General features: G+C 65.9%; 24 protein-coding genes. 17 read left to right on the top strand and 7 right to left on the bottom strand.

What is annotated here, in order from left to right; translation table 11 throughout:
- Window positions 1-65 precede the first annotated feature (65 nt).
- The 4 genes from PX653_RS24615 to PX653_RS24630 all read left to right on the top strand — a co-directional run bounded on the left by PX653_RS24615 (window position 66) and on the right by PX653_RS24630 (window position 4,859).
- Window positions 66-1,631 carry an NYN domain-containing protein gene (locus PX653_RS24615; RefSeq protein ID WP_277415278.1) on the top strand — a complete coding sequence of 522 codons (1,566 nt, stop codon included), beginning with the start codon at window positions 66-68 and terminating at the stop codon, window positions 1,629-1,631.
- A gap of 160 nt (window positions 1,632-1,791) precedes the next feature.
- Window positions 1,792-2,643, top strand: a complete 852-nt coding sequence (locus PX653_RS24620) for an MOSC domain-containing protein (RefSeq protein WP_277415279.1) — start codon at window positions 1,792-1,794, stop codon at window positions 2,641-2,643.
- Between the two features lie 10 nt (window positions 2,644-2,653).
- Window positions 2,654-3,790: a GGDEF domain-containing protein gene (locus PX653_RS24625; protein WP_277415280.1), complete on the top strand. Its 1,137-nt coding sequence runs from the start codon at window positions 2,654-2,656 to the stop codon at window positions 3,788-3,790.
- A 7-nt stretch (window positions 3,791-3,797) separates the two neighbouring features.
- Window positions 3,798-4,859, top strand: a complete 1,062-nt coding sequence (locus tag PX653_RS24630; protein WP_277415281.1) for a TonB family protein — start codon at window positions 3,798-3,800, stop codon at window positions 4,857-4,859.
- 183 nt (window positions 4,860-5,042) lie between these two features.
- Here PX653_RS24630 and PX653_RS24635 read toward each other — a convergent pair whose 3' ends face one another.
- The 7 genes from PX653_RS24635 to PX653_RS24665 all read right to left on the bottom strand — a co-directional run bounded on the left by PX653_RS24635 (window position 5,043) and on the right by PX653_RS24665 (window position 12,490).
- Window positions 5,043-5,693, bottom strand: a complete 651-nt coding sequence (locus PX653_RS24635; RefSeq protein WP_277415282.1) for a DUF4276 family protein — start codon at window positions 5,691-5,693, stop codon at window positions 5,043-5,045.
- Window positions 5,690-6,790, bottom strand: coding sequence for an AAA family ATPase (locus PX653_RS24640; RefSeq protein WP_277415283.1), 1,101 nt, complete (start codon window positions 6,788-6,790; stop codon window positions 5,690-5,692). The genes PX653_RS24635 and PX653_RS24640 overlap by 4 nt, the downstream gene beginning before the upstream one ends.
- A gap of 160 nt (window positions 6,791-6,950) precedes the next feature.
- A complete protein-coding gene (locus PX653_RS24645) occupies window positions 6,951-8,336 on the bottom strand; it encodes a Dyp-type peroxidase (RefSeq protein ID WP_277415284.1) in 1,386 nt (461 codons plus the stop codon).
- Window positions 8,323-8,928: a hypothetical protein gene (locus tag PX653_RS24650; protein WP_277415285.1), complete on the bottom strand. Its 606-nt coding sequence runs from the start codon at window positions 8,926-8,928 to the stop codon at window positions 8,323-8,325. Before PX653_RS24650 ends, PX653_RS24645 begins: the two co-directional genes overlap by 14 nt.
- A 17-nt stretch (window positions 8,929-8,945) precedes the next feature.
- Window positions 8,946-9,953 carry a catalase family protein gene (locus tag PX653_RS24655; RefSeq protein WP_277415286.1) on the bottom strand — a complete coding sequence of 336 codons (1,008 nt, stop codon included), beginning with the start codon at window positions 9,951-9,953 and terminating at the stop codon, window positions 8,946-8,948.
- Window positions 9,954-10,181: 228 nt separating this feature from the next.
- Complete coding sequence (locus PX653_RS24660; RefSeq protein ID WP_277415287.1) at window positions 10,182-10,514, bottom strand: YnfA family protein; 333 nt, start codon at window positions 10,512-10,514, stop codon at window positions 10,182-10,184.
- Complete coding sequence (locus PX653_RS24665; protein WP_277415288.1) at window positions 10,511-12,490, bottom strand: monovalent cation:proton antiporter family protein; 1,980 nt, start codon at window positions 12,488-12,490, stop codon at window positions 10,511-10,513. Before PX653_RS24665 ends, PX653_RS24660 begins: the two co-directional genes overlap by 4 nt.
- Before the next feature lie 110 nt (window positions 12,491-12,600).
- Here PX653_RS24665 and PX653_RS24670 point away from each other — a divergent pair, with 110 nt between their 5' ends.
- The 13 genes from PX653_RS24670 (at window position 12,601) to PX653_RS24730 (ending at window position 26,309) form a co-directional block, all read left to right on the top strand.
- Window positions 12,601-13,599, top strand: coding sequence for a KpsF/GutQ family sugar-phosphate isomerase (locus tag PX653_RS24670; RefSeq protein WP_277415289.1), 999 nt, complete (start codon window positions 12,601-12,603; stop codon window positions 13,597-13,599).
- On the top strand, window positions 13,599-14,138 hold the full coding sequence (locus PX653_RS24675) for a KdsC family phosphatase (protein ID WP_277415290.1): 540 nt from the start codon (window positions 13,599-13,601) through the stop codon (window positions 14,136-14,138). Before PX653_RS24670 ends, PX653_RS24675 begins: the two co-directional genes overlap by 1 nt.
- A gap of 12 nt (window positions 14,139-14,150) precedes the next feature.
- Complete coding sequence (lptC, locus tag PX653_RS24680; protein ID WP_277415291.1) at window positions 14,151-14,753, top strand: LPS export ABC transporter periplasmic protein LptC; 603 nt, start codon at window positions 14,151-14,153, stop codon at window positions 14,751-14,753.
- Between the two features lie 9 nt (window positions 14,754-14,762).
- Window positions 14,763-15,323 carry a lipopolysaccharide transport periplasmic protein LptA gene (gene lptA, locus PX653_RS24685; protein ID WP_277415292.1) on the top strand — a complete coding sequence of 187 codons (561 nt, stop codon included), beginning with the start codon at window positions 14,763-14,765 and terminating at the stop codon, window positions 15,321-15,323.
- Between the two features lie 16 nt (window positions 15,324-15,339).
- The gene (gene lptB, locus PX653_RS24690; RefSeq protein ID WP_277418653.1) at window positions 15,340-16,119 is read left to right on the top strand and encodes an LPS export ABC transporter ATP-binding protein; all 780 of its coding nucleotides are present in this window, start codon (window positions 15,340-15,342) and stop codon (window positions 16,117-16,119) included.
- Between the two features lie 5 nt (window positions 16,120-16,124).
- Window positions 16,125-17,594 carry an RNA polymerase factor sigma-54 gene (locus PX653_RS24695; RefSeq protein WP_277415293.1) on the top strand — a complete coding sequence of 490 codons (1,470 nt, stop codon included), beginning with the start codon at window positions 16,125-16,127 and terminating at the stop codon, window positions 17,592-17,594.
- Between the two features lie 84 nt (window positions 17,595-17,678).
- Window positions 17,679-18,029 (top strand): ribosome hibernation-promoting factor, HPF/YfiA family, encoded by a 351-nt coding sequence (hpf, locus tag PX653_RS24700; protein ID WP_277415294.1) that lies wholly within the window; start codon window positions 17,679-17,681, stop codon window positions 18,027-18,029.
- A 1,317-nt stretch (window positions 18,030-19,346) separates the two neighbouring features.
- Window positions 19,347-20,426 (top strand): fatty acid desaturase family protein, encoded by a 1,080-nt coding sequence (locus tag PX653_RS24705; RefSeq protein WP_277415295.1) that lies wholly within the window; start codon window positions 19,347-19,349, stop codon window positions 20,424-20,426.
- Window positions 20,427-20,510: 84 nt separating this feature from the next.
- A complete protein-coding gene (locus PX653_RS24710; RefSeq protein WP_277415296.1) occupies window positions 20,511-21,515 on the top strand; it encodes a Rieske 2Fe-2S domain-containing protein in 1,005 nt (334 codons plus the stop codon).
- A gap of 41 nt (window positions 21,516-21,556) precedes the next feature.
- On the top strand, window positions 21,557-22,378 hold the full coding sequence (locus tag PX653_RS24715; RefSeq protein WP_277415297.1) for a hypothetical protein: 822 nt from the start codon (window positions 21,557-21,559) through the stop codon (window positions 22,376-22,378).
- A gap of 153 nt (window positions 22,379-22,531) precedes the next feature.
- Complete coding sequence (locus PX653_RS24720; protein ID WP_277415298.1) at window positions 22,532-24,370, top strand: fatty acyl-AMP ligase; 1,839 nt, start codon at window positions 22,532-22,534, stop codon at window positions 24,368-24,370.
- Between the two features lie 3 nt (window positions 24,371-24,373).
- Window positions 24,374-25,318, top strand: coding sequence for an acyl-CoA desaturase (locus PX653_RS24725; protein ID WP_277415299.1), 945 nt, complete (start codon window positions 24,374-24,376; stop codon window positions 25,316-25,318).
- Window positions 25,319-25,334: 16 nt separating this feature from the next.
- On the top strand, window positions 25,335-26,309 hold the full coding sequence (locus PX653_RS24730; RefSeq protein ID WP_277415300.1) for an acyl-CoA desaturase: 975 nt from the start codon (window positions 25,335-25,337) through the stop codon (window positions 26,307-26,309).
- Window positions 26,310-26,357: the final 48 nt, after the last annotated feature.

Raw genomic sequence — 26,357 nt, forward strand, 5'->3', positions numbered from 1 at the left:
ACCAGCGCGGGGTCCCAGCCAATGCTGCCTGTATAATCGGCTGGTTCACTGCTACCTAGAGACCCATGGCTTCATCCAACGACAATGTCAGCATGGCGCTGTTCTGCGACTTCGAGAACGTCGCACTCGGCGTGCGCGACGCGAACTACGAAAAATTCGACATCAAGCCCGTACTCGAGCGCCTCCTGCTCAAGGGTAGCATCGTGGTCAAGAAGGCATACTGCGACTGGGATCGCTACAAGGGCTTCAAGGGCCCCATGCACGAGGCCAACTTCGAGCTGATCGAAATCCCCCACGTGCGCATGTCGGGCAAGAACTCGGCCGACATCCGCATGGTCGTCGACGCGCTCGACCTGTGCTACACCAAGGCGCACGTCAACACGTTCGTGATCATCTCGGGCGACTCCGACTTCTCGCCGCTGGTGTCGAAGCTGCGCGAGAACGCCAAGAAGGTGATCGGCGTGGGCGTCAAGGATTCCACCTCCGACCTGCTGGTCGCCAATTGCGACGAATTCATCTTCTACGACGACCTGGTGCGCGAGAGCCGGCGCATGGCCAAGCGCGACTCGCGCGAGCAGCCGCCCAAGCGTTCGCCGGAAGAAGAGAAGCGCAAGCGCGAGGAAATGGACAAGCGCCGCAACCAGGCCGTGGACATCGCCTACGAGACGTTCGACGCCCTGGTGGCCGAGCGCGGCGACAGCGGCAAGATCTGGGCATCGGTGCTGAAGGAAGCGATCAAGCGCCGCAAGCCGGACTTCAGCGAGTCGTTCTACGGCTTCCGCACGTTCGGCAACCTGCTGGAAGAAATGAAGGCGCGCGGCCTGCTGGAATTCGGCCGCGATGAAAAATCGGGCGCCTACGTGTACCGCAGCAGCACGCTGCCGGCACCCGGGGTGACGGCCGACGTGGCGAGCGAAACGGAACAGGCGGGCGAGCAGGTGCAGGCCGATGCCGGCGAGGCCCGCGAGCCGCGCGAATCGCGCGACAGCCGCGAAGCCCGCGAGGCACGCGAAGGCCGTCGTGGCCGCGGCAACCGGGGCGGTCGCAACCGCCGTGGCGGCGCGGCCGAGCCGGCCGAATCGGCCGAGCAGGCCGGCGCACCGCTGAGCGAACTGGAAACCCAGGAGATGGCGGCAGGCCTGGAGTCGGCTGCGGCCGACTATGCGGCCCTGGTGCGGTCGGCCGAGGAAGCGCTGCACGAACTGGTACCGGAAACGGAGCAGGGCACGACGGCCGAACAGGCAGCGCTGGCGGACAACGTGCCGCCAGCGCTGCCGGCGGATGCGCAGGAGCCGGCCGAGGTCCCGGCGGCGCCGGCCAAGCGCGCGCGCAAGCCGGCAGCCAAGAAGCCGGCCCGCACCAGCAAGGTCGCCAAGGCGGCGGCCGACGCCGCCGAGGCGGTCGAGGCCGCGCTGGCGCAGGTCCCCGCGGCGCAGGCCGCACCGGCGCCTGCTGCCGAGGAGGCCCCGGCCGTCGAAGCCGCTGGCGACACGCAGGGCGACGACACGTCGGCAGCGGCCGATACGCCGGAAGGCACTGCCGCCCAGAAGCGGTCGAAAAAGCCGGGTACCCACAAGGCCCCCGCGCGCAGCCGCCTGCCGCGCAAGCCCAAGGCCAAGCCGGAAGGCTGACGCCGCCACGGGCCGGGATACCCCGGCCCGTCGCCGATCCTGGGCCGGGGTATCCCGGCCCGCCGCCGCCCACGAGTCGGGTCATCCGGCCCGCCCGGATTTACTGGCCGCCGCTTTGCTGCCATACTGCGGGTCCAGGCATCCATACGGCGGCATCTTCATGGCGACACTGTCCGAACTCACCCTCTATCCCATCAAGTCCTGCGCGGGCATCTCCCTGCGCGCGGCCACGCTGACCCGTGCCGGCCTGATGACGGACCAGATCTACGACCGCGAATGGATGGTCGTGGATGCCAACGGCCAGTGCCTGACCCAACGCGAACACCCGAAGATGGCCCTGATCGTGCCGCGCCTGAAGGCCGATACGCTGGAGCTGCGCGCGCCCGGCATGCTGCGCCTCGAGATTCCGCTTGGATTGCCCGACCCGCGCGATGCGGTCACTATCGACGTGGACGTGTGGGAGGAGCGCCTCAAGGCCTATGACTGCGATGCGCTGACGGCGGCCTGGTTCAGCAATTACCTGGGCGTGCCGTGCCGCCTGGTGCGCTTCCATGCCGATGCGCAGCGCCTGGCGAACCCGAAGTGGACGGGCGGCGTCGAGGCGCCGACCCTGTTTTCGGACGGCTATCCGGTGCTGGTCATCGGCGCCGAATCGCTGCGCGACCTGAACGGCAAGCTGCAAAAGGCGGGCCGCGCGGCGCTGCCGATGAATCGCTTCCGCCCGAATCTCGTGGTGGACGGCATCGAGGCGTTCGAGGAGGATTACGTCGAGACGTTCCAGCTGGGCGAAGCGGTACTGAAACCCGTCAAGCCATGCCCGCGCTGCCCGATGCCGTCGATCGACCAGGAGACGGGCGAATTCGGTCCCGATCCGCTCGACATCCTGCAAGGCTACCGGGCCAAGCCGGAAGTGGACGGCGCCGTCTGCTTCGGCATGAACAACATCCTGCTGGCCGGCGAGGGCCAGCGCGTCGAGGTCGGCCAGCCGGTCGACGTCACGCTGGCGTTCTGAGCGAGCTGGCATGATGCATTCCATCCCGGGCGACGCGCCCGACCTCGCCGCCGAGAACCAGCAGCTGCGTGCGCGCATGACCTACATGATCGAGCAGGCCGAACGCAATCATTCCATCATGATGCGCCACCAGGCATTCGACCTGGAGATCGTGGGCGCCGGCAGTTTCCCGGAGCTGATCGGCAGCATCTTCCGCTCGCTGCCCGCCATCTCGGAACTGGACAGCGTGACCCTGTCGCTGATCGACGAGGACGCGGACATCCGCACCGTGATGGAAAAGCTGGGCGTCGATTTCGCCGCGTTCCCCGACCTGCTGTTCGTTCCCGGCACCGCCCACCTGGGCTTCGACCTGGGCACGCGCCACGCGCAATCGCCGCCGCCCAAGCCGATGCTGGGCATGTTCGACCCCGTGCGCCATGCACGCCAGTTCCCGCAGCCGGCGCGGCGCCTGCAAAGCGTCGCCATCGTGCCGCTGCTGCGCAACAAGCGCATTATCGGCAGCCTGAACCTGGGCAGCGTCGATCCGGCCCGCTTCACGCCCAGCCTCGGCACCGACTTCATCGAGCACATGGCGTCGATCATCGCGATCTGCCTCGAGAACGTCATCAGCAACGAGATGCTGAAGTATATCGGCCTGACCGACTCGCTGACGGGCGTGTACAACCGCCGCTACATCGACCGGCGCCTGCTGGAGGAGATCGGCCGCGCGCGCCGGCAGAACTACGCCATCTCGTTCATGTACATCGATATCGACCACTTCAAGCGCGTCAACGATACTGTCGGCCACCAGGGCGGCGACGAAGTGCTGCGCGAGGTCGCCAACCGCATCAAGGCCGAATTGCGCCTGTCCGATGCGCTGGCCCGCTTCGGCGGCGAGGAATTCGTCGTGCTGCTGATCGACGCGGACCTGGACAGCGCCGCCTTTGTCGCCGAGCGTATCCGCGCCAGCATCGCCGCCAGCATGATCGGCCTGGCGCAGGGCGTGCAGCTGTCGATCACGGGCTCGATCGGCGTGGCCTGCCTGGACGAAGCGGGCGACGGCCCGGCCGAAGCGGCCGCGCTGCAACTGATCGCCCATGCCGACGAGGCGCTGTACCTGGCCAAGTCCGGCGGGCGCAACCGCGTAATGCGATTCACCCCGAGCTGAAGAGACCATGAGCCCTACCCGATTACTGTCCCGTGCCGTGCTGCTGACCCTTGCACTGGCCGGTGCCGCCAATGCAGCGGACACGCCGGCTGCCGCCGATTTCAACAGCTGTGCCAAGCCGGAGTGGCCGAAGGAAGCGCTGCGGCTGGAGCAGCACGGCAAGGTGACCCTCGATTTCCTCGTCGGCGTGGACGGCACCGTGCGCGACGCGCGCATCGCCAGGTCCAGTGGCTATCCGCTGCTGGACGTGGCGGCACAGGAAGGCATCCGCCGCTGCCGCTTCAAGCCGGGCATGAAGGACGGCCAGCCGGTCGAGGCGTGGATGAAGCTGCAGTACGTCTGGACCCTGGACAACGCGCCACGCTACGACGAGGCGGCGATCAAGGCCATGCGCGAGGCGGCCGCCGGCGGTGCGCCGGATGCAGTACTGCGTCTGGCACGGCTGCAGTTGTCTCCCACGCAGGCGGCGGTATACGACCCGGCCGCGGCACTGGCTGGGTTGCGCAAGCTCGCGGGCGCGGGCAATGCGGCGGCGCAGGAAATGCTGGGCATGGCGCTGCTGCTCGGGCGCTCCGTGCCACCCGATCGGGCCGAGGCGCGCAAGCTCCTGACGAGCGCAGCCACCGATGGCCTGCCGGGCGCGCAGTATGTGCTGGCCGGCTTGCTGCTGAACGGCGCCACGTCGGCCGACGATCTCGCGGCCGGCGAACGGTGGATGCGGCTGGCCGCGCAGGGCGGGCACAGGGCTGCGCAGGCGCGCCTGGGCGCGCGGCTGGTGCAGCGCCCCGAGCAGGCGGCGGAAGGGATCGAGCTGTTGCGTCAGGCCGCCACCAAGAGCGACCGCTTCGCGCAAGCGGCATTGGGCCGGTGCTACGAAACCGGCACCGGTATCGAGCGCGACTACGCGCAGGCACTGGCGCTGTACACGCCGGCGGCCGCGGGCGGCAATGTCGATGCGAAGCGCGGCCTGGCGCGCCTGTACGAGCAGGGCCTCGGCGTGGCGCGCGATACCGCCAAGGCCCGCATCCTGTACGTGGAAGCGGACAGCGCCAGCGGTCAGCAGCCATAAAACAGGGGGGATGCACGAGGTCATTGCCAGCAAAGATGGATCAGGCGAGATTCGAGCCTCTCATCTTCGGGATCGTTCTCGACGGCGCCACGCTGCGTCACAAGCTACAGATTCTGCAGCGCGATTTGAAGCGGGCGGCAGCGCCCAAAGGTCACTGAGCCCCGGGGAAGCCGCCGCCCTGCGTCAAGGCAGGCTTTCCAGCTTGCCCAGCCAGGCGTCGAAATGGGGGCACGCGGCGCGGATCGCAGGCAGGCCGATGTCACAGGCGACCAGCGGCCCGTGGAAGGTTTTCTGGTAGGCGGACATGGCCCCGCGCAGGCGCTTGGATGGCGCGGTCAGCGGGCTGTTGTTGATGTCTTCCGGCGTCTGGTGCGTGCCGGCGATGGTCGCCAGCTTCGTCACCACCGCCGGCTGCGTCCACTCGGCGAACTTCGACGTGTCGGCAAACAGCAGCGCCTCGTATTCATGCACGACGAGGTTGGGGATGAAGTTGGCCAGGTTGACGTCCCGCGCCAGCTCCTGTTCCAGGAACTGCGCTTTCTGGACGCCGCGTGCGGTGCCCGGGAACGATGGCGATCCCTGCCCTGGGAAGTCGCCGGGCAGCGCGTACAGGTCAAACATCGTGGTGACGTACGCATCCCCATCTTCCTTGCATTTGCGCAGCAGCTGCGGCCGCACCTTGCCATAGCTGACGACGCCGCCCTTGTGGCCGGGGCTCGTGCTGACGATGATGGGTGTCATGTACTTGTGGGCCGGGGCGTAGTGAGGGACGAGCAGCTCGCGCACGAACGGCTCTTCCGTCTGGCCTTCCACCATGATGTAGATGCGGGTCATCGCGTCGGCCTCCCTCCCAGGATGTTCTTCTTCCACAGTTCGCCCAACGTGTACTCGTCGAGCCATTCCGCCAACGCTTTCGCGTCCGGCCGCTGGAAGGTCGAGGCGCCATTGTGCTTCTCGACGATGATCAGGTCCTCGGCATCGAACTCGTTCACCAGTTCGACGGACTGGGTCGAGACGATCAACTGATGCGACTCCGACGCCGATTTCATCAAGCCTCCCAGCACGGAAATGGCGAACGGATGAAGGCCCAGTTCGGGCTCGTCGATCAGGATCGCCGCCGGCATCAGTTCCTCCGGCTGCAGCAGCACGGTTGCCAGGCAGATGAAGCGCAGCGTGCCGTCCGACAGCGCGCTGGCCGTGAACGGCACGTCCGCACCGACCTCGGTCCATTCGAGCTGAATCTTCTCCTTGTTGTCGACAGTAGGGCGCAGGTGGAAGTCGCCGAAGAACGGCGCGACCAGCTGCACGGCCTTGACGATGCGACGATAGTTCGATTCGTGGTTGACCTTCAGGCGATACAGGAAGGCGGCAAGGTTGCGCGCATCGTCGCGCAGGTATTCGTTATCGTTGATGCCGTGGATCTGCTTGACGGTCGCACTGGCGCTGGTATCGTGAAAGTGATACAGGCGCCAGCTGCGCATCGCGGGCACGACAAAATCGTAGATCTTGGTCTTGCCCTTCTGCTCCGGCGTACTCGATTCCAGGTGCCCGGATTCCGGATGCCAGTCGCCATGCATGTTCCACCACAAGGCTTCGTAGGCGAACATGAGACGGTTGTCGTGGGTCGGCTTGAGGCGGAACTTGTAGCCGTTGTAGCCGAAATAGAGCTCCGCGCACAGTTGCTCGGTCTGCTTTCGGCCAAAACGCAGGAGCGCATCCGGACCGCCCATGATGCCGACGGCTGTCTGCAACTGGCGATCCAGCAGCATGCTGATCAGCCTGAAGAAGCCGATGAGGTTGGATTTGCCCGCCCCGTTCGCCCCAATCAGCAGGTTGACCCGGCCCAATTCGATATCGCAGTCGGCAATGGACTTGTAGCCCTTCAGGACCAGCCGGGACAGCTGATTGGCATTGTGGATTTTCTTGATCATGGTCGTTCCCGCATTGTGGGCAAGCTGGACGGCGCACGCGTCTAGCGCAGCGTCGTCCAGGCGATTCTACCGTCACAATGATGGCACAGGCGTGCCTGCGTCAATCGTCCGACGCGAACTTTTTCCGGGCTGCCGTGGCACGGCTGGCCCTACGCAAGTGCTACGCCAGTTCCCAGGACGGGTCCGCCAGCCGCCGCAACGCCTCCAGCCCCGGCATGAACAGGTACTCGCCGCCGCGCAGCGTGCAGAAGCTCTGGATGCCGTGGATGCGGCGCCGCACGGGTCGTTCCGGCACCGTGAAGATCGCGCCGTCCGGCTGCTGGCCGACGATCGGATCGCGCTCGTCGGCCAGGTCGATGAAGTTGCCGTGGTTGATCCACTCCTGCTGCATGAATTCCATCGTCTCGTGCGCCTTGGCGGAGAGGCCGATGAAGAACAGGCCCCGCTCGGCGCCGTCGTCTTCCAGCAGGTCCGGGTCGTAGGGCGGCCCGAACGTGGTGCTGCGCCGGATCAGCCGGTGCAGGTTGACGTCCGTCAGGATCGCCAGCTTGCTGTCGCGCGGGTTCATGCGGCGCATGTGGCAGCCGTGCGGCACCTGCAGGCCTTCCTGGTCCTGCGCATACGTGAAGTCGTTGTTGCGCTGGCGGTCCGCGCCGAGTGCGGGATCGTCCCTGTCCGGCGCCAGGGCCAGCGGGGCGCCGCTGCGCCAGCGCCCCACCAGCTTGGCCGCCAGCAGTTCCTGCCCGTCCGCGTCGCCGCCATGTTCGCGCAGGAAGCGGTTGAACGCGGCGATGTCGGCGTGGTACTTGCGCAGCACGACGTAGGTGCCGTTGCGACCGATCGACGCCTCCTCCGGCCCTGGCTGCGCCAGCGGCACGCCCGCTTCGCCGGGATAGCCCAGGATGAATTCGCCCGCCTTGACGGGCCGGCCCTGGCCGGGCCAGGTGGGCGCGGTGCTGCCCTCGACGGCCGGATTGCCGATGTTGTCGCGGTAGCCGAACGGATTGCGGCTGTCCGGCTGCGCGCCGAAGTCGTGGGAGCCCAGCAGCGTCACGCCCTGCAGGCCGGCGAACTGCTCGCGGGCCGTGTCCATCGCCGCCCGCCACGATACCTCGTCGGGCGCGAAGATCGACACGGCCAGGTGCAGCTGGCCGCTGCCGTACGGCGCCTCCCAGCCTTCCGGCGCATTCGGGCCGACGTCCTGCAGCCGGTCCGCGCGCGCCGCCATGCCGGCGCGGAACGGCGCCGGGAAGCTCTCCAGCACGGCCGGGTCCAGTTCCAATGCCTGCAGGCCGGCGTGACTGAGGGCGACGGCGATCCACGCCCCGGTGTTGTCGCGTGCATCGGCAGCACTGCGCACGTGCGGCGCCAGGCGTGCCAGCAGCGCACGGCCGCCGGCCGCCGTGTCGAAGCGCAGCAGCACGTGGGTGCCGAAGTAGGGGTCCGGGCGGTCGAACAGCACGGTGGCCTGGATGTCGTCCAGCTCGAGCGCCGGCCCGGCCGCCTCATGGTGCACCAGCGCCTTGACCTTCTCAAGTATCGACATGGCCGCTCACCTTGTCGAGGAATTCCTGCAGCGCGTCGTTGATGCGCTGCAGCCGCCGCGTGTCGACGACGGACAGGTGCGGGTTGGCGACGTACCAGCCGTCCGCCGTCAGCTGGTGGCTGGCGATGAAGTCCTTGACACCCGGGTCCTTGATGCCGGGCCAGCCTTCGACCGACGAGAACAGCAGGTCCATCAGGTCCGGGATCTTGGTGGCGAAGTCGTCGATGTACGTGTCCCAGTCGCCGTCGTACGTGGTGGCGAACAGGATCTTCGTGTCGTTGTCGAAGAAGACAAAGCGCATGTCGTGCAGGGTCGCGACCTTCTGCGCGCCGGCGAAGTTGCCGTTGACGAGCTTGAAGATGCGGCGCAGCCGGTCGGCGCCGCCGGGTTTGAGCGGTGCGATGGCGGTCAGCTCGGACACCTTGCCGGACTGGCGGCCCACGCGGCCGGCCGTGCCGGGCTGCGCGTCCGCATGCGGGTCGTGCTCGCGCAACACGTTTTCCAGCGCGAGTTTCAACAGCTGGGGCGCGTCGCCCAGCACTTCTTCCACCTTGCGCCTGATGTCGGCAAGGTCGTCGTGGTGATCGGTCATGAATGATTCCTCGATAGTCAGTCCGGCACCTGGGCCAGGTCGTCGATCTCGATGCGCGGCTGCGCGTTCATCTCGTGGCGGAAGCGGCTCGACGTTTCATAGGCGCGGATGCGCGCGCGCATGATCGAACCGAGCGGGCGATGCGGCTCGATGCCCTGCCACGGATTGAACGACAGCACGTCGTCGGCGAACACGCGACGCGCGGGGCTGAACGCTTCCTGCGGCGGGATCGTCAGCTTCGCCACCGGCAGGTAGGGCGACTGGTCTTCCGGCCAGCGGATGGACGCGTCCTCGATCGGCATCTTCTCGATGTCGGTGCACAGCTGCACGCGCAGCTCGTATTCGGCGCCCTGCTGGCGGAAGAAATCCACCACGAGGTCGCGCAGCGCCGAGTCGCCGGCGTCGTCGCGCAGCGGCTGGCCGGTCAGGGCCCGCACGTTGTCCGACAGCGGCGCGGCGCACAGCTTGGCCACGTAGTCGCCGTGGCGCAGCGCGGCCATGCTGTAGAACGTCTCGCCCAGGATGTGGTGGTTGGGCGCGCCGAGCGTGTCGATGGTGGGGTTCTCGATGCCCAGCAGGTGCAGGGCCTTGCTGCCGCCGTGGGCCAGCGCGGCCAGCATCCTGCGCACCGCCTCGGGGTCGTCGGCATGCTTTTCCAGCAGTTGCTGCGTCTTGAGGTAGGCGGCCGCGTGGCCGAACGCGATGACGGGGTGGTTCACCAGCAGGAAGTCCTGGGTACGGGCGTTTTCCCGGCCCGGCAGCAGTTGCTGGCCCTGTACGCCCAGCAGCTTGAGCGCCATGCCGCGCGGCGCGGGGATGCGATCGCTGTGCAGGTCGCCGGGAGCGGTGGAGAGGCGCAGGACGACGGGATAACTGGCCGGCGCGGCAAATACGCCCTGGCGCAGCGGCTCGGGCAGGTTGTCGTAGACGTCGAGCCGGCCTTTCAGCACGCCGTGGCTCTTGGCGTGGGCATCGCGCGTGGCGTGCCGGTGCTTGTCGAAGACCTTCTGGTTCACCCGCAGCATCGATTCGACGATGGTGTCGATGATGGCGTCTTCGTTGGCCTGCCTGACTTCCAGGCCGGGGCGTAGCGGACATAAGTCGTGGTGTCGTGACTCATCAGATTCCTTCTGGCGGTTACGGTCGAGCCAGTATAGGAAGCACGTTTGTAACGTACGGTAGAGTGGGCCTTCTAGACTATTGGTGGCGAGAACGGCTACAGTGACGGGTGCCGCGCTGTATGTGCCTGCGTGCTAGCCGCGCGGCTGCAGCGCGATGACGGCCATGCCGGCCAGGGCCAGCACGGCGCCGGCCCCGTCCCAGCGCGTCAGCGGCACGCCGTCGACCCAGCGCAGCCAGGCCAGCGCCACGGCGATGTACATGCCGCCATAGGCCGCGTAGGTGCGGCCCGCGGCGGTGGGGTGCAGCGTCAGCAGCCAGGCGAACAGCGCCAGGGACAGCGCCGCCGGCACCAGCAGCCACGCACTGTCGCCCTGCTTCAGCACGCGCCAGGGCAGGTAGCAGCCGACGATTTCGGCCAAGGCCGTGACGGCAAACAGCGCGGCGATTCTGACAGCGTCCATCATCCCAGCAGCAACGCCTCGCCGCGCGCCACGGCCTGGGCGCCGCCACGCAGCACGACGACGTCGCCGACGGCCAGCACGGTGTGGGCGCCGATGGCCAGGCGCTCCTTGCCGCGCCGGATCGTCGTCACCTCGGCGCCGACGGCGGCGAAATCGATCCCGCCCAGCGCCTTGCCGACGCAGCTGGCGTGATCCGTCAGCGTGACGGTGTGCAGCCGCTCCATGTCGGCATCGTCGCCCACGTCGCTGATACCGTGGAAGTAGCCCCGCAGCGAGGCGTAGCGCTCCTCGCGGGCGGCCTGCACGCGATGCACCACGCGGCGCAGTGGCACGCCCAGGATCACGAGCGCGTGCGACGCGAGCATCAGGCTGCCCTCGAGCAGTTCCGGCACCACCTCGGCGGCGCCGGCGTCCTTCAGCAGGTGCAGGTCGGTGTCGTCATGGCTGCGCACGATGACGGGCAGCGTCGGCGCCAGTTCGTGCACCAGGTGCAGCACCTTCAGGGCCGACTGCGTGTTGGCGTAGGTGATGACGACCGCGCTGGCGCGGTAGATGCCGGCGGCGACCAGGCTTTCGCGCCGGGCGGCGTCGCCGTACGACACGCTGGCGCCCGCCGATTGCGCTTCCTGCACGCGGGTCGGATCCAGGTCCAGCGCGTGGTAGTCGATCCCTTCCTCCTGCAGCAGCGTGGCCAGGCTCTGGCCGCTGCGGCCGAACCCGGCCACGATGACGTGCTTTTGCGTGGACATCGTGCGCGCCGCGATCTTGGTCAGGTTGAGCGACTGCATCATCCATTCGTTGCTGGAGAACTTCAACACCAGCCGGTCGGACTGTTCGATCAGGAACGGCGCGGCCAGCATCGACAGCACCATCGATGCCAGCACCAGCTGGGTCACGAAGGGGTCGACCAGCTGCATGCCGCCGGCCACGTTCAGCAGCACGAAGCCGAACTCGCCGGCCTGGGCCAGCGCCAGGCCCGTGCGCATCGCCACGCCGTCGGAGGCGCCGAAGGCCTTGGCCAGGCCGGCGATCAGCGCGAACTTCATCAGGACGGGAACGATCAGCAGCACCAGGATCAACCACCAGTTGTCCAACACGACGCGCACGTTCAGCAGCATGCCGACGGTGATGAAGAAAAGCCCCAGCAGCACGTCGCGGAACGGCTTGATGTCTTCCTCCACCTGGTGCTTGTATTCCGTCTCCGAGATCAGCATGCCCGCCACGAAGGCGCCCAGCGCCAGCGACAGGCCGGCGCGCTCCGTGATCCAGGCCGCGCCCAGCGTCACCAGCAGCAGGTTGAGCATGAACAACTCCTGCGAGCGGCGCTTGACGACGACGGTGAACCAGCCGCGCATCAGCTTGTGGCCGAAGAACAGCAGCAGCACCAGCACCGCGATGGCCTTCAGCGCGGCCCAGCCCAGCGTGGCGCCCAGGTTGTCGGGATTGCGGGCGAGGGCGGGGATCAGGATCAGCAGCGGCACCACGGCCAGGTCCTGGAACAGCAGGATGCCGATGATCTTGCGGCCGTGCTCCGATTCCAGCTCGAGGCGCTCCGTCAGCATCTTGACGACGATGGCCGTCGACGACATCGCCAGCGCCCCGCCCAAGGCAAGTGCCGCCTGCCAGCTGACCGTGATCGCCGGTGGCAGCGTATAGGCCAGCACCCAGCCGAACAGCATCGTGGCGGCAATGGTGAGCGCGACCTGCGCCAGCCCGAGGCCGAACACGATGCCTTTCATCGCCTTCAGCTTGGGCAGCGAAAATTCGAGGCCGATGGAGAACATCAGGAAGACGACGCCGAATTCGGCCAGCGATGCGGTCGCATGGCTTTCCTCGGCCAGCCCGAGTGCGTGGGGGCCGATCAGGATGCCGACGGCCAGGTAGCCCAGCATGGGCGGCAGGTGCAGCATGCGGAAGGCGACGACGCCCAATACCGCGCTGCCCAACAGGAGGAGGGTCAGTTCAAGGGGCGAGAACATCGGTCAGCGGCGCCCGCTCCGTCTACACGGATGTTTTGTAACATCTGGCAAGTTTTTTGCTTTCCCAATTCGGCTATACTTTCGGCATGAGTGTAACCCATGAAAAAACAATGCTGAAAGCTTTTGATGCTACAACCGCAAGCCGTGCGCTGGAACTGGCGCGCGAAGCCCTGCAAATCGAGGCGGACGCGCTGATCGCCCTGCATGCCCGCCTGGCAACGGACGAGAGCGTAGGGAAAGCCGTTTCGCTGCTGCTGAACTGCAAGGGCCGCGTTGTCGTGTCGGGCATCGGCAAATCCGGGCATATCGGCCGCAAGATTGCCGCCACCCTGGCCTCGACGGGCACCCCGGCCCTGTTCGTGCATCCGGCCGAGGCGGCACACGGCGACCTGGGCATGGTCACGCCGGACGACGCGTTCATCGCCATCTCGTATTCGGGCGAAAGCGCGGAGCTGATGGCGATCCTGCCGGTCGTCAAGCGCATGGGCGGCACCGTGATCTCGATGACGGGCAAGCCGGAATCGAGCCTGGCGCGCCTGGCCGACGTGCACCTGGACGTCTCGGTGGCGAAGGAAGCCTGCCCGATGAACCTGGCGCCCACGGCATCGACCACCGTCACGCTGGCGCTGGGCGACGCCATCGCCGTCGCGCTGCTGGACCTGCGCGGCTTCAAGGAAGAGGATTTCGCCCGCTCGCATCCGGGCGGCGCGCTGGGCCGGCGCCTGCTGACGCACGTGCGCGACGTCATGCGCAGCGGCGACGCGATCCCCGCCATCACCCGCGAGACGGCGCTGCCGGACGCGTTGATGCAGATCACCCAGAAGGGCATGGGCATGACGGCCGTGGTCGATGCCGACTACCGGCCGGTCGGCGTATTCACCGACGGCGACCTGCGCCGCATGATCGACAAGGTGCAGGACTTCAGTAAAGTGATCATCGGCGACGTGATGCATGCGAACCCGCGCACGATCGGCCCGGACAAGCTGGCGGTGGACGCCGTCGCGATCATGGAGGAGTACCGCATCAACCAGATGCTGGTCGTCGACGACGACGGCAAGCTGGCGGGCGCGCTGCACATCCACGACCTGACCCGGGCCAAGGTGATCTGATGACGCAGGCTTACGACGTACGCAATGTGGAACGCGCCGCCAATGTGCGCCTGATGATCTTCGACGTGGACGGCGTGCTGACCGACGGCAGCCTGCACTACGGCGCCGAAGGCGAAGCACTGAAGACGTTCAACGTGCAGGACGGCCTGGGCATCAAGCTGCTGCAGGAAGGCGGCATCCGCACGGCCATCATCAGCGCGCGCCGCTCGCCGCAGGTGACGGCACGGGCCAAGGACTTGGGCATCGAGTTCGTCCATCAAGGCGGACACGACAAGCTGACGCCGTTCAACGCGCTGGTGGCGCAGCTGGGCCTGACCTATGAGCAGGTCGGGTTCATCGGCGACGACGTCGTCGACCTGCCGATCCTGTCGCGCGTGGGTTTCGCCGTGGCCGTGCCGAACGGGCGCCAGGAAGTGATGACGCGCGTGCACCACGTCACGCAGCACGCGGGCGGACAGGGCGCCGTGCGCGAAGTGTGCGAATTCGTACTGCGCGCACAGGGCCTTTATGACAAGATCATGGCCCAGTTCCTGGTCTGACGGAGTTTCGCCATGCGCAATCAAAGGATCGCCCACCGCTACCGCCTGTCCGTCGGCCTCGTGCTCGGCCTGTTCGGCGCGTTCGGCAGCTTCTGGCTGGTCGAACTGATGAACCGCGCGGGCGAGGAAATGCAGGCCGGGCTCAAGCTCAACGAGCCTGATTACATCGTCGAGAATTTCTCGTTCGTGCGGATGACGAAGACGGGCCAGCCCAGCTACATCATCTCGGGCGACAAGCTGACGCACCGGCCGGTGGACGATTCGTCCGATATCGTCAAGCCCGTCGTGCGCAGCCTGTCCGGCGAGAACCCGCCGATGGACATCCATGCCGAGTATGCGCGCGTGGACCAGGACAATACGCGCGTCACGCTGACGAAGAACGTGCGCATCGACCGCGCCGCGTCGAAGGATTCACGAGAGATGCATCTCGCCACGCAGGCGCTGACGGTGTACCCGGAGGAAGACCGGATGGAGACGGACCAGCCGGTGCGGCTGCAATTCGGCGACGCCACCGCGACGGGTACGGGCATGCAAGCGAACAATGCGACGCGCCAGGTGCACCTGGCCGGGCGCGGCACCCTGGTGTATCCGCCGCGCGGGCAACAGACCAAATAGGATCAAGACATGAAGAAACTCATACTGTCGGCTTTATTGCTGCTGGGCGTTGCAGGTTATGCCGCGGCCGAGAAAGCCGACTCGTTCCAGAAGACCGTGATCGACTACCGCTCGCTCGACATCGACGACGTCAAGCAGATCTATACTTTTACCGGCGATGTCGTGCTGACGCGCGGCACCCTGCTGATGAAGGCCGACAAGGCCGTCGTCACGTACACCCCGGATGGCTACCAGCTGGCGACCCTGACGGGCGGCGCGCGCAAGGTGTCGTTCCGCCAGAAGCGCGATGGCGAAGGCGACCAGTGGATGGAAGGCGAGGCCGAACGGATGGAGTACGACGAGAAGGCCGAGCTGGTAAAGCTGTATTCGAAAGCCAAGATCCGCCGCCTGGAAGGCAGTAAGCCGAGCGACGAAGTGGAAGGCGAATTCATTTCGTACGACAGCCGCAAGGAATTCTTCAGCGTGCGCAATACGAACACGGGCGACAACAAGCCGGGCGCCGGCCGCGGCACGATGGTGATCCAGCCCAAGCGCACGCAACCCGAGGCCGCCCCGGCGGCGGGGAAATAGGATGGCGGACGTGAAGATGGCAACTGCGATGGCAACGGCGGCGGCAACGGACAACTGCGCCAGCACCCTGATCGTGCGCGGCCTGCAGAAGAGCTACGGCAAGCGCCAGGTCGTGCACGATGTCTCGCTGCAGGTCGCCTGCGGCGAGGTGGTCGGGCTGCTGGGGCCGAACGGCGCCGGCAAGACGACGTCGTTCTACATGATCGTCGGCCTGGTCGCCTCCGATGCCGGGACCATCGACATCAGCGGCACCGACATCTCCAGCCTGCCGATCCACAAGCGCGCCAACCTCGGATTGTCGTACCTGCCGCAGGAAGCCTCCGTGTTCCGCAAGCTGACGGTGGAGGAGAACATCCGTGCCGTGCTGGAGATCCAGAAGGTCGACGGGCGTGCCCTGACGAAGGCGCAGATCGACGAGCGGCTCGACACGCTGCTGGCCGACCTGCAGATCGAGAAGCTGCGCGAGAACACGGCGCTGTCGCTGTCGGGCGGCGAGCGGCGCCGCGTGGAAATCGCCCGCGCGTTGGCGACCAACCCGCGCTTCGTGCTGCTGGACGAACCGTTTGCTGGCGTCGACCCGATCGCCGTCATCGAGATCCAGCGCATCGTGCGCTTCCTCAAAGAGCGCGGCATCGGCGTGCTGATCACCGACCACAACGTGCGCGAGACGCTGGGCATCTGCGACCGTGCCTACATCATCAACCAGGGCAGTGTGCTGGCGTCCGGCCGTCCCGACGACATCATCGCCGACGAGTCGGTGCGGCGCGTCTATCTTGGTGAACACTTCCGTATGTGACCCCCATGAAACAGTCTCTGCAACTGCGAACGTCGCAGCACCTCGCGCTGACCCCGCAGCTGCAACAGTCGATCCGGCTGCTGCAGCTCTCCACGCTGGAGCTGCATCAGGAACTGGAACAGCTGCTGACGGATAACCCGCTGCTGGAACGGCTCGACGATCCGCTCGACCGCTCGCTGCGGCTGCTGGCCGATGGCGCCATCGGCCAGCAAAGCGCGCCCGAGGCACCGGCCGAAGGGCCGCCGCCGCAGGCGGATGCGCCGGCCCCCGCGGAAGCCGAGCCGTATGAAGGGGGCGAGGGCGACAGTGGCCCGGAAGGCGACATGGACTGGAGCGACGCCGGCCGCAACAAGGCGCCGGAAGACGACGACGGCCGGCCCCAGCTGGAAGCGGGCCACCGTTCGCTGCGCGAACACCTGATGGAACAGATGCGGGTGACGGTGCAGCAGCCGCGCGACCGCGCCCTGGTGGAGCTGATCGTCGATGCGCTGGACGAGAACGGCTACCTGGAAGAAAGCCTGGAAGAGATCCACGGCCGCCTGCCGGAAGAGCTGGAAGTGGAAATGGAAGAGCTGCGTACGGCGCTGGCGCTGCTGCAGAGCTTCGATCCGGTCGGCGTGGGCGCGCGCAATGCATCCGAATGCCTGGCGCTGCAGATCCGCAAGATGCCCGGCGTGCCCCTGGTGACGCGGCGCATGGCGCTGTGCATCGTCGAGAAGCACCTGGCGTGGTTTGCCCAGCGCGACTTCAACAAGCTCAAGAAGGCTCTGGATTGCGACGACGAAGACCTGCGCGAGGCGCAGGCGGTGATTCGCCAGTGCAATCCGCACCCGGGCGCCGCCTTTGCGTCCGACGTGTCAGACTACGTCGTACCGGATGTGATTGTGAAGAAGGGGCGCAATGGCTGGGTCGTTACGTTGAACAACGACGTGATGCCGCGGCTGCGGGTGAACGCGTTGTATGCGAGCCTGCTCAAGCAGGGCAAGGGCGAGTCGCAGATGGGCGCGCAACTGCAGGAAGCGAAGTGGCTGATCAAGAACATGCGCCAGCGCTTCGACACGATCCTCCGTGTTGCCCAGGCCATCGTCGAGCGCCAGAAGAACTTTTTCTCGCACGGTGCGGTGGCAATGCGGCCCCTTGTGTTGCGTGAAATAGCTGATACACTGGGGCTACACGAGAGCACGATCTCTCGGGTGACAACTCAAAAATATATGCTGACCCCGCATGGCATGTTTGAGTTGAAGTACTTTTTTGGCAGCCACGTCGCAACCGAAGCTGGGGGAGAAGCTTCCTCGACTGCGATCCGTGCGCTGATCGTGCAATTCACAGGAGCCGAAGACCCCAAGAACCCTTTATCCGACAGTAAGATTGCGGACATGCTGGGAGAACAGGGCATGGTGATTGCGCGACGGACTGTTGCCAAGTATCGCGAAGCCTTGAAAATCCCTCCCGTCAGCCTCCGCAAGTCCTTGTAGTGCATGGGTTCCTCTGCACCGCCGGCCTTTTTACGGCGGATCATTGCACGAACCTGTAGAGCGACATCATCTTTAGGAGTGTGTATGAATCTCACCATCAGTGGACATCATATCGACGTAACCCCAGCCATCCGCGAGTATGTGCAGACCAAGCTGGAGCGCGTGAAACGACATTTCGATCAAGTGATCGACGTCGCTGTCATCCTGACTGTAGATAACCTCACCGAGAAAGAGAAACGCCAGAAAGCAGAGATCAACCTGCGCATGTCGGGCAAGACCATATTTGTAGAGAGCGTGGCACAGGACCTGTACGCGGCCATCGATACGTTGATCGATAAGCTGGACCGCTCGGTCATGAAATACAAGGACAAGGTGCAGAATCATACTCACGATTCCATCAAGCACCTGACCGAAAGCGACGTTCCCGCTGCATAAGGCAGCTGTGTAGTACCGGACGAAAGGGCGCAGTCAGCGCCCTTTTTTGTTGGGCGCTGCGCCTGGGTCGCAGTGCAGTAACCCATCGGTAATCGAATAACGTTGAGCAGGAGCGCTGCGTGCGGGAAGACTGCGGCGGAGTTCCACGGCGCCTTTTGTTGTGCATTGCAACCCGCGCCCGTGCCCATCCTCTCCGGCGCAGCTGGCTGGCTAACCCATCCATACCGGGATGGCCTTAATGGCTGAGTTACAATTTCCCCCTGCGAATACGCGCCGTTCCAAGCAAACCACAAGTATCTACGGACCCTGCATACTGCCCTGATTTTCCTGGGCTTTTCTTTCATTCCTGAGGTGCCTGTCCGGCATCTTCCGGCGCCAACAGCCGAGCACATCTACTGCCGAGCTGGATACATTATGCTGACAATTTCATTCAAACGAATACGATCTGCCGATATGCATCCGGCCGTCGAACCCGTAATCTCCTGCCTGAACGCGGTTGTGCCAGCATGGTGCAAAGAACCGCACAACGGTGCCCGCGACTTCTGCATAACGTTACCAATAGTAGTAAACGCGTTGTTTCAGGCGAGGTAAGCCAGCCGGCGTCCTTTGTGGACCGATCACAACGGAAATCGCGATGGTCGGCTTGCCGGGTGCAAGCGTGAGCGCGTAGCCGTTCATAGACAAATTACGGTGCGGTGCAGCACATCGCGGCTGAAAACCGTCAAGGTTTACAGGTTGCGGCTACGGCCGAAAAATACGGAGAATAATCTTGCAAAAAGATTCACGAATTCCGATGTCATGCCACTCGATGCAGGTAGCTGGACGGAAGTGAAGGAGGCCCGCGGCAGCGCTGCAGGCCTCGGGCAAGTGCAGGCTATCGTACTTCATCGAGGTATCTGGTCATGTTCGGAAGGTCACGCCCTGAGCAGTGAGGGCACCGTCCGGTGAACGCGGGCTGACCGCGTCAGTCGTAATCCCGGTTTGAGTCATTCTCGAAAGGAATTACCGCGTGTTACCCAACCTGAACGATGGAGGTCGCCACGCCGGCGCCCCACCTGCGCACCACCTTGTCCGCGACCGTCTATACGTCGGCGCCAAGGTGGACCACCCGCCGGCGTCCTGCCGGCCAGACAGCCGAGTTCGCCCATCCGGGTCGCTCGCGACGACGCTCCCGGCAACGGGGGCGGATATGACCGGGATCAAGGCCGACGGCGACTCAAGCCGGACAATCGCCACGATCGGCGCCTGCCTTTCCGTTCCCGCCATGCCCAGCCGGCATGGTCGTATTCACCGTCCAGTCAACCAAGGAGACCGGCCATGACCACCGAAGCAACGCCGGGAAACGGCGCCGCGTTCGCGCGACACCGGCTTCCGCCCAAGTTCCACCGGATCAGTCACGTCACCACCGCGCTCTACCTGGCGCATGCCCTCGTGTTCTTCCTGGGGCCGGCGATCGTGGCGTTTGCCATCGCGGACGTGCCGATGTCGACGCCGGTCGCGGTCGCCACGGCACTGGGCCTGGGACTCATCGGGGGGCATGGCATGCACCTGCTGACCTTTGTCGGCCACGAAGGCATGCACACGAACCTGCATCGCAACAAGTACGTCAGTGCCGGGATCGCGCTGCTGTTCGCCTCGATGGTGCCGTTTTTCCTGATCGTCGGCTTCGCCATGACGCACTGGAAGCACCATCGCTTCACGGGCCAGGAAATCGACCCGGACGTGCAGATCTACTCGCAGTACCGGACCTTCTGGTCGCGCTTTTTCGTGGCGCGCTCGGCCAGCGTGCGCGTCTACACGAAAAACGCGCTGGGCATGGCGTTCGGGCGTGAGTGGCCGGAAAACACCAAGCTGCCGTTCACGCCGCTGGAAATGCGCTGGATCTCACGCATCAACGCCGCCCTGGTGCTGTTCTTCGTCACCGTGTACGGTTTCATCTGGTACCACTCGACCTGGCTCGGCTTTGCCGTGATGCTGGTGCCCTACATCACGCTGTACGTGCTCAGCAGCATGCGCGCCTACATCGAGCACACGGGCACGGTGCCGGGCCGGTACGTCGACAGCCGCAGCTACACGTCGCCGCTGTACACGTTGCTGTTCTTCGGCAGTAATTTCCACCTCGAGCATCACCAGTATCCGGCGGTGCCGTGCTACCGGCTGCCCGAGCTGCACCGGTACTTGAAGTCGATGCGCGTGCTGGAAGGCAAGAACGCGCAGGTGGAGCCGTCCTTCTTCGGCGCGCTGCGCTACACGACTGGGCGCTTCCAGTATCCATGCGTGAAGATGCAACCGGTGGCCGACGAGTTCATCGACCGCATCGCGGACGGGCGCCTCGACCGTGACGCCGACCCGAACACGCAGGGTATCGACCCCAAGGTCGCGGTCGCGAACAAATAACCACCACCCTTTTTGAACGTCCAGGCCGTGCCGGTGCCGTCCCGGTGCTGGCAGAACGCCGCCTGCGCGGCAAAGTGAGGAAACATGTACATCCAAGACGCATGGTATGCAGCAGCCCTGTCCGGTGAAATCAAACGCGAGCCGTTTGCCCGGTCGATCCTGAACGAGAAGGTCGTCATGTACCGCACCTCGACGGAGCAGGTGGTGGCACTGGAAGACCGCTGCGCGCACCGCCAGGTGCCGTTGTCGCGCGGCCGCCTGGTGGGCGACGAACTGCAGTGCTGGTACCACGGCCTGCGCTACGACTGCTCGGGTGCCTGCGTCAGCATTCCCAGCCAGAGCACGATCCCGATCAATGCGCGCGTGCGCTCGTTCCCCGTCGTCGAAAAGCATGGCTTCATCTGGCTGTGGCCCGGCGATCCGGCCAAGGCGGACGAGGCGTCGATCCCCGACCACTGGGTCTGCGCGGCGCCCGAACTGGCGGGCAAGATGAGCTACTGCACCATCGACTGCAATTACCTGTTCGGCATCGACAACATCCTCGACATCTCGCACGCCGCCTTTGTCCACCAGAAGACGCTGGGCTCGCTCGACATCGTCGAGACGCCGCCGGAAATCCTGATCGGCGAGAACGAAGTGCGCGTGCGCCGTTACATGCGCCGCGAAAAGACGCCGCCGCTGTACACCCGCATCCTGCAGATGGAATACATCGACCGCTCGCAGGAAGTGCTGTACTGGCCCATCGGTAATACGCGCGTGGAAACGCGGGCGCACGCCTGCGGCGATGCCGACGGCAAGGTCTACCACGTCTACACGACAACGATCTTCACGCCGGCCACCGACACCACCAGCCACGTGTTCGTGGGCATGCACCGCGACTTCGACGTCGATAACCACATGTTCACGGAATTCACGGCCAAGGAGGTGTACTCGACCGTCATGGAAGACAAGGACGTGGCCGAGAGCCTGCAGGCGAACTGGAGCGCGACGGCGCCGATGATCGACATCCAGCTCGACCGGCCCGCCTACGCCGCGCGCCGGATCCTCGAGCGCATGGGGGCGACGGCCGCCATCCGGGCGACGGTGTGAGCCGACCGGACCATTCAACCCTTGCAGAGAAAGAGGTCACGATGAACCACCCAGCACATGCCAGTCTCTACGTCGACGAGTTGCTGCGCGCACTCGAGACGACGGCCAGGGACGAGGTCCTCTTGCGGCACCCGATGACGTTCGGCGCAACCGCCGGGCGCACCCGCGTGGACCAGCTTGCCGCTGCCACGGGCAGCATCTTCGCCACGGTCGAGCCAGGGCACGGCTGGAGCGGTCCGGACATGAGCGCGCGGGAGTGGCATGGCCAGTTCGAGGATCGCCGCATCCGCGGCATGACGGTGGCGCGGCGGTCCAGCCAGCGCGTCGAGGTGGACATCTTCCTTGCCACGTTCCCCGCGCCGGTGCGGCGGGCGCTGCGCGAAACATGCGGTGGCCTCATCGATGCCGCTGCGTGGTCGCTGCCGGAAGGCACCGATACCGCGCTGCCGCCGATTCCCGCCGATGAGGTGCTGGACCCCAAGCTGGCGTTCAAGCTGGCGCCCGAGGCGCAGCTTACCAGCCCCGTGGCGTGCAAGCCGATCAGCGGCGCCGCCGACGTCGAGCGTATTTGCGGCCATTCGATCGTCGTCTACGGCGGCCGCGCCAGCGGGCCGCGCCTGACGGTAGGGCCAACGACCTTGAGCCTGTGGACGGGCGCCGTCGCCGGCCTGCCGTTGGAGGTGGCCAACGTCATCCACTGGCGCGACCAGCAGCACGTGAAGCTGATGGCGATGGCGATGCGGCCGTGGCCCGTCGTCGAATTGTTCCAGGCGCGCATGAAGGCACGCACGCTGCCATTCCTGGACGCCTCGTATTTCGAGGCGGGCGACGACGCCTCCGTTCCGGAGCACGTGACGGCCTAGCGTGCGCCGGCGCGCGCCGAGCCACGCGGACCAACGCAGCAGTATCAACGCAGCAGTACCTGAACCCGCCTCCAGCCGGAGGCGGACAGGCAGCGTGTCGCCGTCATATCGGCAGCACGACGTTTTCCCGGCAATTACCTAATGGAGTATCCAATGACTTCCAGCTCGAGCATCAGTGCAGTGGCATCCGTGGCGGCAGCGGTCCACGAACAGGACATGGACGCGGTGCTGCGCCGCCGCGCCGCGGCAACGCCGGACGAGGTGGCCATGCGGTTCCTGCGCAACGGCGAAGACGACGTTGTCGACCTGACCTATCGTCAGCTCGACCAGCGCGCTGCCCGCCTGGCGCGCCAGCTGCGCCAGCAACTGGCGCCGGGCGCCCGGGTGCTGCTGGTGCTGGAGCCGGGACTGAATTACGTCACCGCGCTGTTTGCCATCTTCAAGTCCGGCGCCACGGCGGTGCCGTCGTTCCCACCGGTTGGCAGCCGCGCCGTCGGGCGCTTTGCCGGCATCTGCCATGACTGCCAGGCGCAGCTGGTAATCGCCGAAGGCAGCCTGCGCACGTCCGTGGACCGCCTCAATGCCGCGCTCTCGGCCGCAGGCAATGCCCCGGGGTGGCTGTTCATCGACAGCGATTACTTCGAGGCCCAGGATGGGCAGCCCGTCCCCGAGATCGCATATGACAAAGCACGGCAGGCCGGAGACTTTCCCGCCCTGCTGCAATACACGTCCGGCTCCACGGGCAACCCGAAGGGCGTGATGCTGTCGGCCGCCAACCTGATCAGCAACAGCCGCGTGCTGGACATCCGCATGGGCACGGCCCAGAAGCACGTGGGCTTCACGTGGCTGCCGCCGTATCACGACATGGGCCTGATGGGAGCGTTGCTGTTGTCCGTCTACAGCGGCTTCATGCTCGTGATGATGACGCCGGCCCACTTCGTGCAGCGGCCGCTGCGCTGGCTGAAGGGCCTGTCGACATACCAGGTCACCAGTTCGGTCGGGCCCAATTTCGCGCTGGACCTGTGCGTGGACACGATCACGGAAGAAGAAATCGACGGGCTCGACCTGAGCAACCTGAAGCTGCTGTTCTGCGGTGCCGAGCCGGTGCGGCAGGGCACCCTGGACCGCTTTGCCGAAAAATTCGGCCGCGCCGGGTTTTCCAGCACCGCCTATGTCCCATGCTACGGCCTGGCCGAGGCCACGCTGTTCATTTCCGGCAAGGCGGACCGCGAGGCGCTCCCGCACCGGCTGTTTCTTGACCAGCAATCGCTCGCCAATGGCCTGATCCGCCCGGCCCGGCTGGATGCGGCCGCGACCGCGATCATCAGCTGCGGCACGGTCGCCACCGATCATGTCATGGCGATCGTCGATCCGGAAACGCTGGAGGCACTGCCGCCCGGCGTGGTGGGCGAAATCTGGTTCAAGGGCGCCAGCGTGGCGCAAGGCTACCTGAACCAGGTCCAGGCCAGCGACGACGTGTTCCACGCCTTCATCGCCGGCGATCCCACGGACGGCCCGTACCTGCGCACAGGCGACCTGGGCTTCATGATGGACGACGAGCTGTACATCACGGGCCGCATCAAGGACGTGATCATCTTCGCCGGCCGCAACCTGTACCCGCAGGACATCGAGGCGGTGGCGCAGGCCTGCCATCCGGCCATCCGCACCAACGGCGTGGCGGCGTTTGCCATCACGCGCGACGACAAGGAGCACCTGGTCGTGGTGGCGGAGATCCTGCGTTCGGCCAAGCTCAATGCCGAGGACCTGGAAAACGTCGAGGATGCGATTGCCGCGGCGATCACCCTGAGCCACGGCGTGGCGCCCCATACCGTGCACCTGGCGCCGGTGTCGACGATTCCGCTGACGACCAGTGGCAAGGTGCGCCGCAGCGCTTGCCGCGACGCTTTCGAAGCGGGCGCACTGGCGCTGGCCAAGCCGCGCCCGGCACCGGCCGCAGCCAACGACAGCACCATCCTTCTGCCACAGGAGTAAGCAGTGACGACAACCAAGACTCCCGCGGCGGCAGCGACCGGCGCCAAGCTGCAGGCGCAGCAGGACGGCGACAGCCGTGCGCGCCGGCTTGCCTACATCACGGTGCTGACGCCGGCCGTCGGCTTCGTGGCCGCGCTCTGGTACTCGCTGCACTTCGGCCTGAAGCGGCAGGACATGGTGCTGCTCGGCGTCATGTACTTCCTGACGTCGTTCGGCGTCGAGGGCGGCCTGCACCGCTTCTTCTCGCACCGCGCCTTCAAGGCCGGACCGGTGACGACGGCGCTGATCGGCATCCTCGGCTGCATGGCGGCGCAGGGACCGATCCTGTTCTGGGCGGCGACGCACCGCATGCATCACGTCTTCACCGACCAGGACGGCGATCCCCATTCGCCGCGGGTCCTGTCGCCGGGCTGGCGCGGCCGTCTCAAGGCATTGTGGCACGGCCACGTGGGCTGGCTGTTTACCGTCAAGCGCAGCAACTGGAGCACATACGTGCCGGACCTGTTCGGCAGCCGGGTGGTGTTGTTCGTCAACCAGCACTACCTGAGCTGGGTGGTACTGGGCCTGGCGATCCCGACCGCGATCGGCGCCGCGCTGGGCGGCCCCGAGGGCGCGGTGGGAGGCCTGTTGTGGGGTGGCCTGGCCCGCATCTTCCTGCTGGACCAGGTGACGTGGGCGGTCAATTCGATCGGCCACACGTTCGGCAAGCGGCCCAACCCGACGCGCGACACCAGCGGCAACATCGGCTGGCTGGCGCTGGTATCGGCCGGCGGCGGCTGGCACAACAACCACCACGCCAATCCCGCGCTGGCCCACAACGATTTCCACTTCTGGCAGATCGACACCACGGCCTGGGTGATCCGCTTCCTGGGCCTCGTCGGCCTGGCGTGGGACATCCGCCAGCGCCAGAACACCGAACCGTCCGCCGGACCGGAAACCTCTCAATAACGACCCTGGAAACGCCATGACTACGCAAACCAAGACCTTACCGCCCAAGCCGGCCAGTGCCGCCGGTCCCGCCCTGAGGCCGGGCATCGCGCCGTTGACCGGCATCGGCGCCACCATCAAGCAGGTGACCGCGCTGGCGGTCATGCTGATCCCGCTGGTCGGCTTCGTGCTGGCGCTGCAGCGCGCGCTGGCAGGGCGCATGACGACGACCGATGCCGTGCTGTTCGGCGTCTTCTACTTCCTGCACATGGGCGGCATCACGATGGGCTTCCATCGCTACCTGGCCCACAAGACGTTCAATACGTCGCCGTTCTTCGAAGGCCTGCTGCTGATCTGCGGTTCGATGGCGGCGCAGGGCCCGATCATGTTCTGGGTCACCACGCACCGCCGGCACCACACGTACAGCGACCAGCATGGCGATCCGCACACGCCCAACCTGCACGGCCCGGGCGTGCTGGGCCGCCTGCGCGGCCTGTGGTACGCCCACATGCCGTGGATGCTGGCCAGGGACGTCTCGGGCTGGAACTTCTTCGCACCCGACATCCTCGCCAACCGCAAGCTGTTCTTCTACCACCGCACCTACGGCCTGTGGATCCTGGTGGGCCTGGTGCTGCCGGCCGCGATCGGCGGCGCCATCGGCGGCACCTGGGACGCCGCGTACAGCGGCTTCCTGTTCGGTGGCCTGGCGCGCGTGTTCCTCGCCAACCAGGCAGCATGGTGCGTGGGCTCGGTATGCCACATGATCGGCCGCAAGCCCTTCAAGACGGACGACAACAGCGCCAACAACTGGACCGTCGCCATCCTGACGTTCGGCGAAGGCCTGCAGAACAACCACCATGCCTTCCCGGGCTCGTTCCGGCACGGCGTCAAATGGTGGGAACCGGACCTGAGCGGCTGGCTGCTGGCCGGCTTGGGAAAACTCGGCGTCGTCTGGAACCTGCGTCAACCGGACGAGAAGACCATCGCCAGGATGCGCAAACGCGCGGTCTGAACCATAAAAATTACAACACGTATCCCGATTCACCTTCACATTCACCCC

This window comes from Pseudoduganella chitinolytica, assembly GCF_029028125.1.
Taxonomy (GTDB): domain Bacteria; phylum Pseudomonadota; class Gammaproteobacteria; order Burkholderiales; family Burkholderiaceae_D; genus Rugamonas; species Rugamonas chitinolytica.

What these genes read in the sequence shown, in the direction of transcription:
- PX653_RS24695 (WP_277415293.1), top strand. Translation starts at nt 16,125, where the DNA reads ATGAAACAGTCTCTGCAACTGCGAACGTCGCAGCACCTCGCGCTGACC.
- PX653_RS24660 (WP_277415287.1), bottom strand. Translation starts at nt 10,514, where the DNA reads ATGATGGACGCTGTCAGAATCGCCGCGCTGTTTGCCGTCACGGCCTTG.
- PX653_RS24705 (WP_277415295.1), top strand. Translation starts at nt 19,347, where the DNA reads ATGACCACCGAAGCAACGCCGGGAAACGGCGCCGCGTTCGCGCGACAC.
- PX653_RS24710 (WP_277415296.1), top strand. Translation starts at nt 20,511, where the DNA reads ATGTACATCCAAGACGCATGGTATGCAGCAGCCCTGTCCGGTGAAATC.
- hpf (WP_277415294.1), top strand. Translation starts at nt 17,679, where the DNA reads ATGAATCTCACCATCAGTGGACATCATATCGACGTAACCCCAGCCATC.
- PX653_RS24640 (WP_277415283.1), bottom strand. Translation starts at nt 6,790, where the DNA reads ATGATCAAGAAAATCCACAATGCCAATCAGCTGTCCCGGCTGGTCCTG.
- PX653_RS24615 (WP_277415278.1), top strand. Translation starts at nt 66, where the DNA reads ATGGCTTCATCCAACGACAATGTCAGCATGGCGCTGTTCTGCGACTTC.
- PX653_RS24650 (WP_277415285.1), bottom strand. Translation starts at nt 8,928, where the DNA reads ATGACCGATCACCACGACGACCTTGCCGACATCAGGCGCAAGGTGGAA.
- PX653_RS24655 (WP_277415286.1), bottom strand. Translation starts at nt 9,953, where the DNA reads ATGCTGCGGGTGAACCAGAAGGTCTTCGACAAGCACCGGCACGCCACG.
- PX653_RS24730 (WP_277415300.1), top strand. Translation starts at nt 25,335, where the DNA reads ATGACTACGCAAACCAAGACCTTACCGCCCAAGCCGGCCAGTGCCGCC.
- PX653_RS24675 (WP_277415290.1), top strand. Translation starts at nt 13,599, where the DNA reads ATGACGCAGGCTTACGACGTACGCAATGTGGAACGCGCCGCCAATGTG.
- lptB (WP_277418653.1), top strand. Translation starts at nt 15,340, where the DNA reads ATGGCAACTGCGATGGCAACGGCGGCGGCAACGGACAACTGCGCCAGC.
- PX653_RS24715 (WP_277415297.1), top strand. Translation starts at nt 21,557, where the DNA reads ATGAACCACCCAGCACATGCCAGTCTCTACGTCGACGAGTTGCTGCGC.
- PX653_RS24635 (WP_277415282.1), bottom strand. Translation starts at nt 5,693, where the DNA reads ATGACCCGCATCTACATCATGGTGGAAGGCCAGACGGAAGAGCCGTTC.
- PX653_RS24625 (WP_277415280.1), top strand. Translation starts at nt 2,654, where the DNA reads ATGATGCATTCCATCCCGGGCGACGCGCCCGACCTCGCCGCCGAGAAC.
- PX653_RS24630 (WP_277415281.1), top strand. Translation starts at nt 3,798, where the DNA reads ATGAGCCCTACCCGATTACTGTCCCGTGCCGTGCTGCTGACCCTTGCA.
- PX653_RS24620 (WP_277415279.1), top strand. Translation starts at nt 1,792, where the DNA reads ATGGCGACACTGTCCGAACTCACCCTCTATCCCATCAAGTCCTGCGCG.
- PX653_RS24720 (WP_277415298.1), top strand. Translation starts at nt 22,532, where the DNA reads ATGACTTCCAGCTCGAGCATCAGTGCAGTGGCATCCGTGGCGGCAGCG.
- lptC (WP_277415291.1), top strand. Translation starts at nt 14,151, where the DNA reads ATGCGCAATCAAAGGATCGCCCACCGCTACCGCCTGTCCGTCGGCCTC.
- PX653_RS24670 (WP_277415289.1), top strand. Translation starts at nt 12,601, where the DNA reads ATGCTGAAAGCTTTTGATGCTACAACCGCAAGCCGTGCGCTGGAACTG.
- PX653_RS24665 (WP_277415288.1), bottom strand. Translation starts at nt 12,490, where the DNA reads ATGTTCTCGCCCCTTGAACTGACCCTCCTCCTGTTGGGCAGCGCGGTA.
- PX653_RS24645 (WP_277415284.1), bottom strand. Translation starts at nt 8,336, where the DNA reads ATGTCGATACTTGAGAAGGTCAAGGCGCTGGTGCACCATGAGGCGGCC.
- lptA (WP_277415292.1), top strand. Translation starts at nt 14,763, where the DNA reads ATGAAGAAACTCATACTGTCGGCTTTATTGCTGCTGGGCGTTGCAGGT.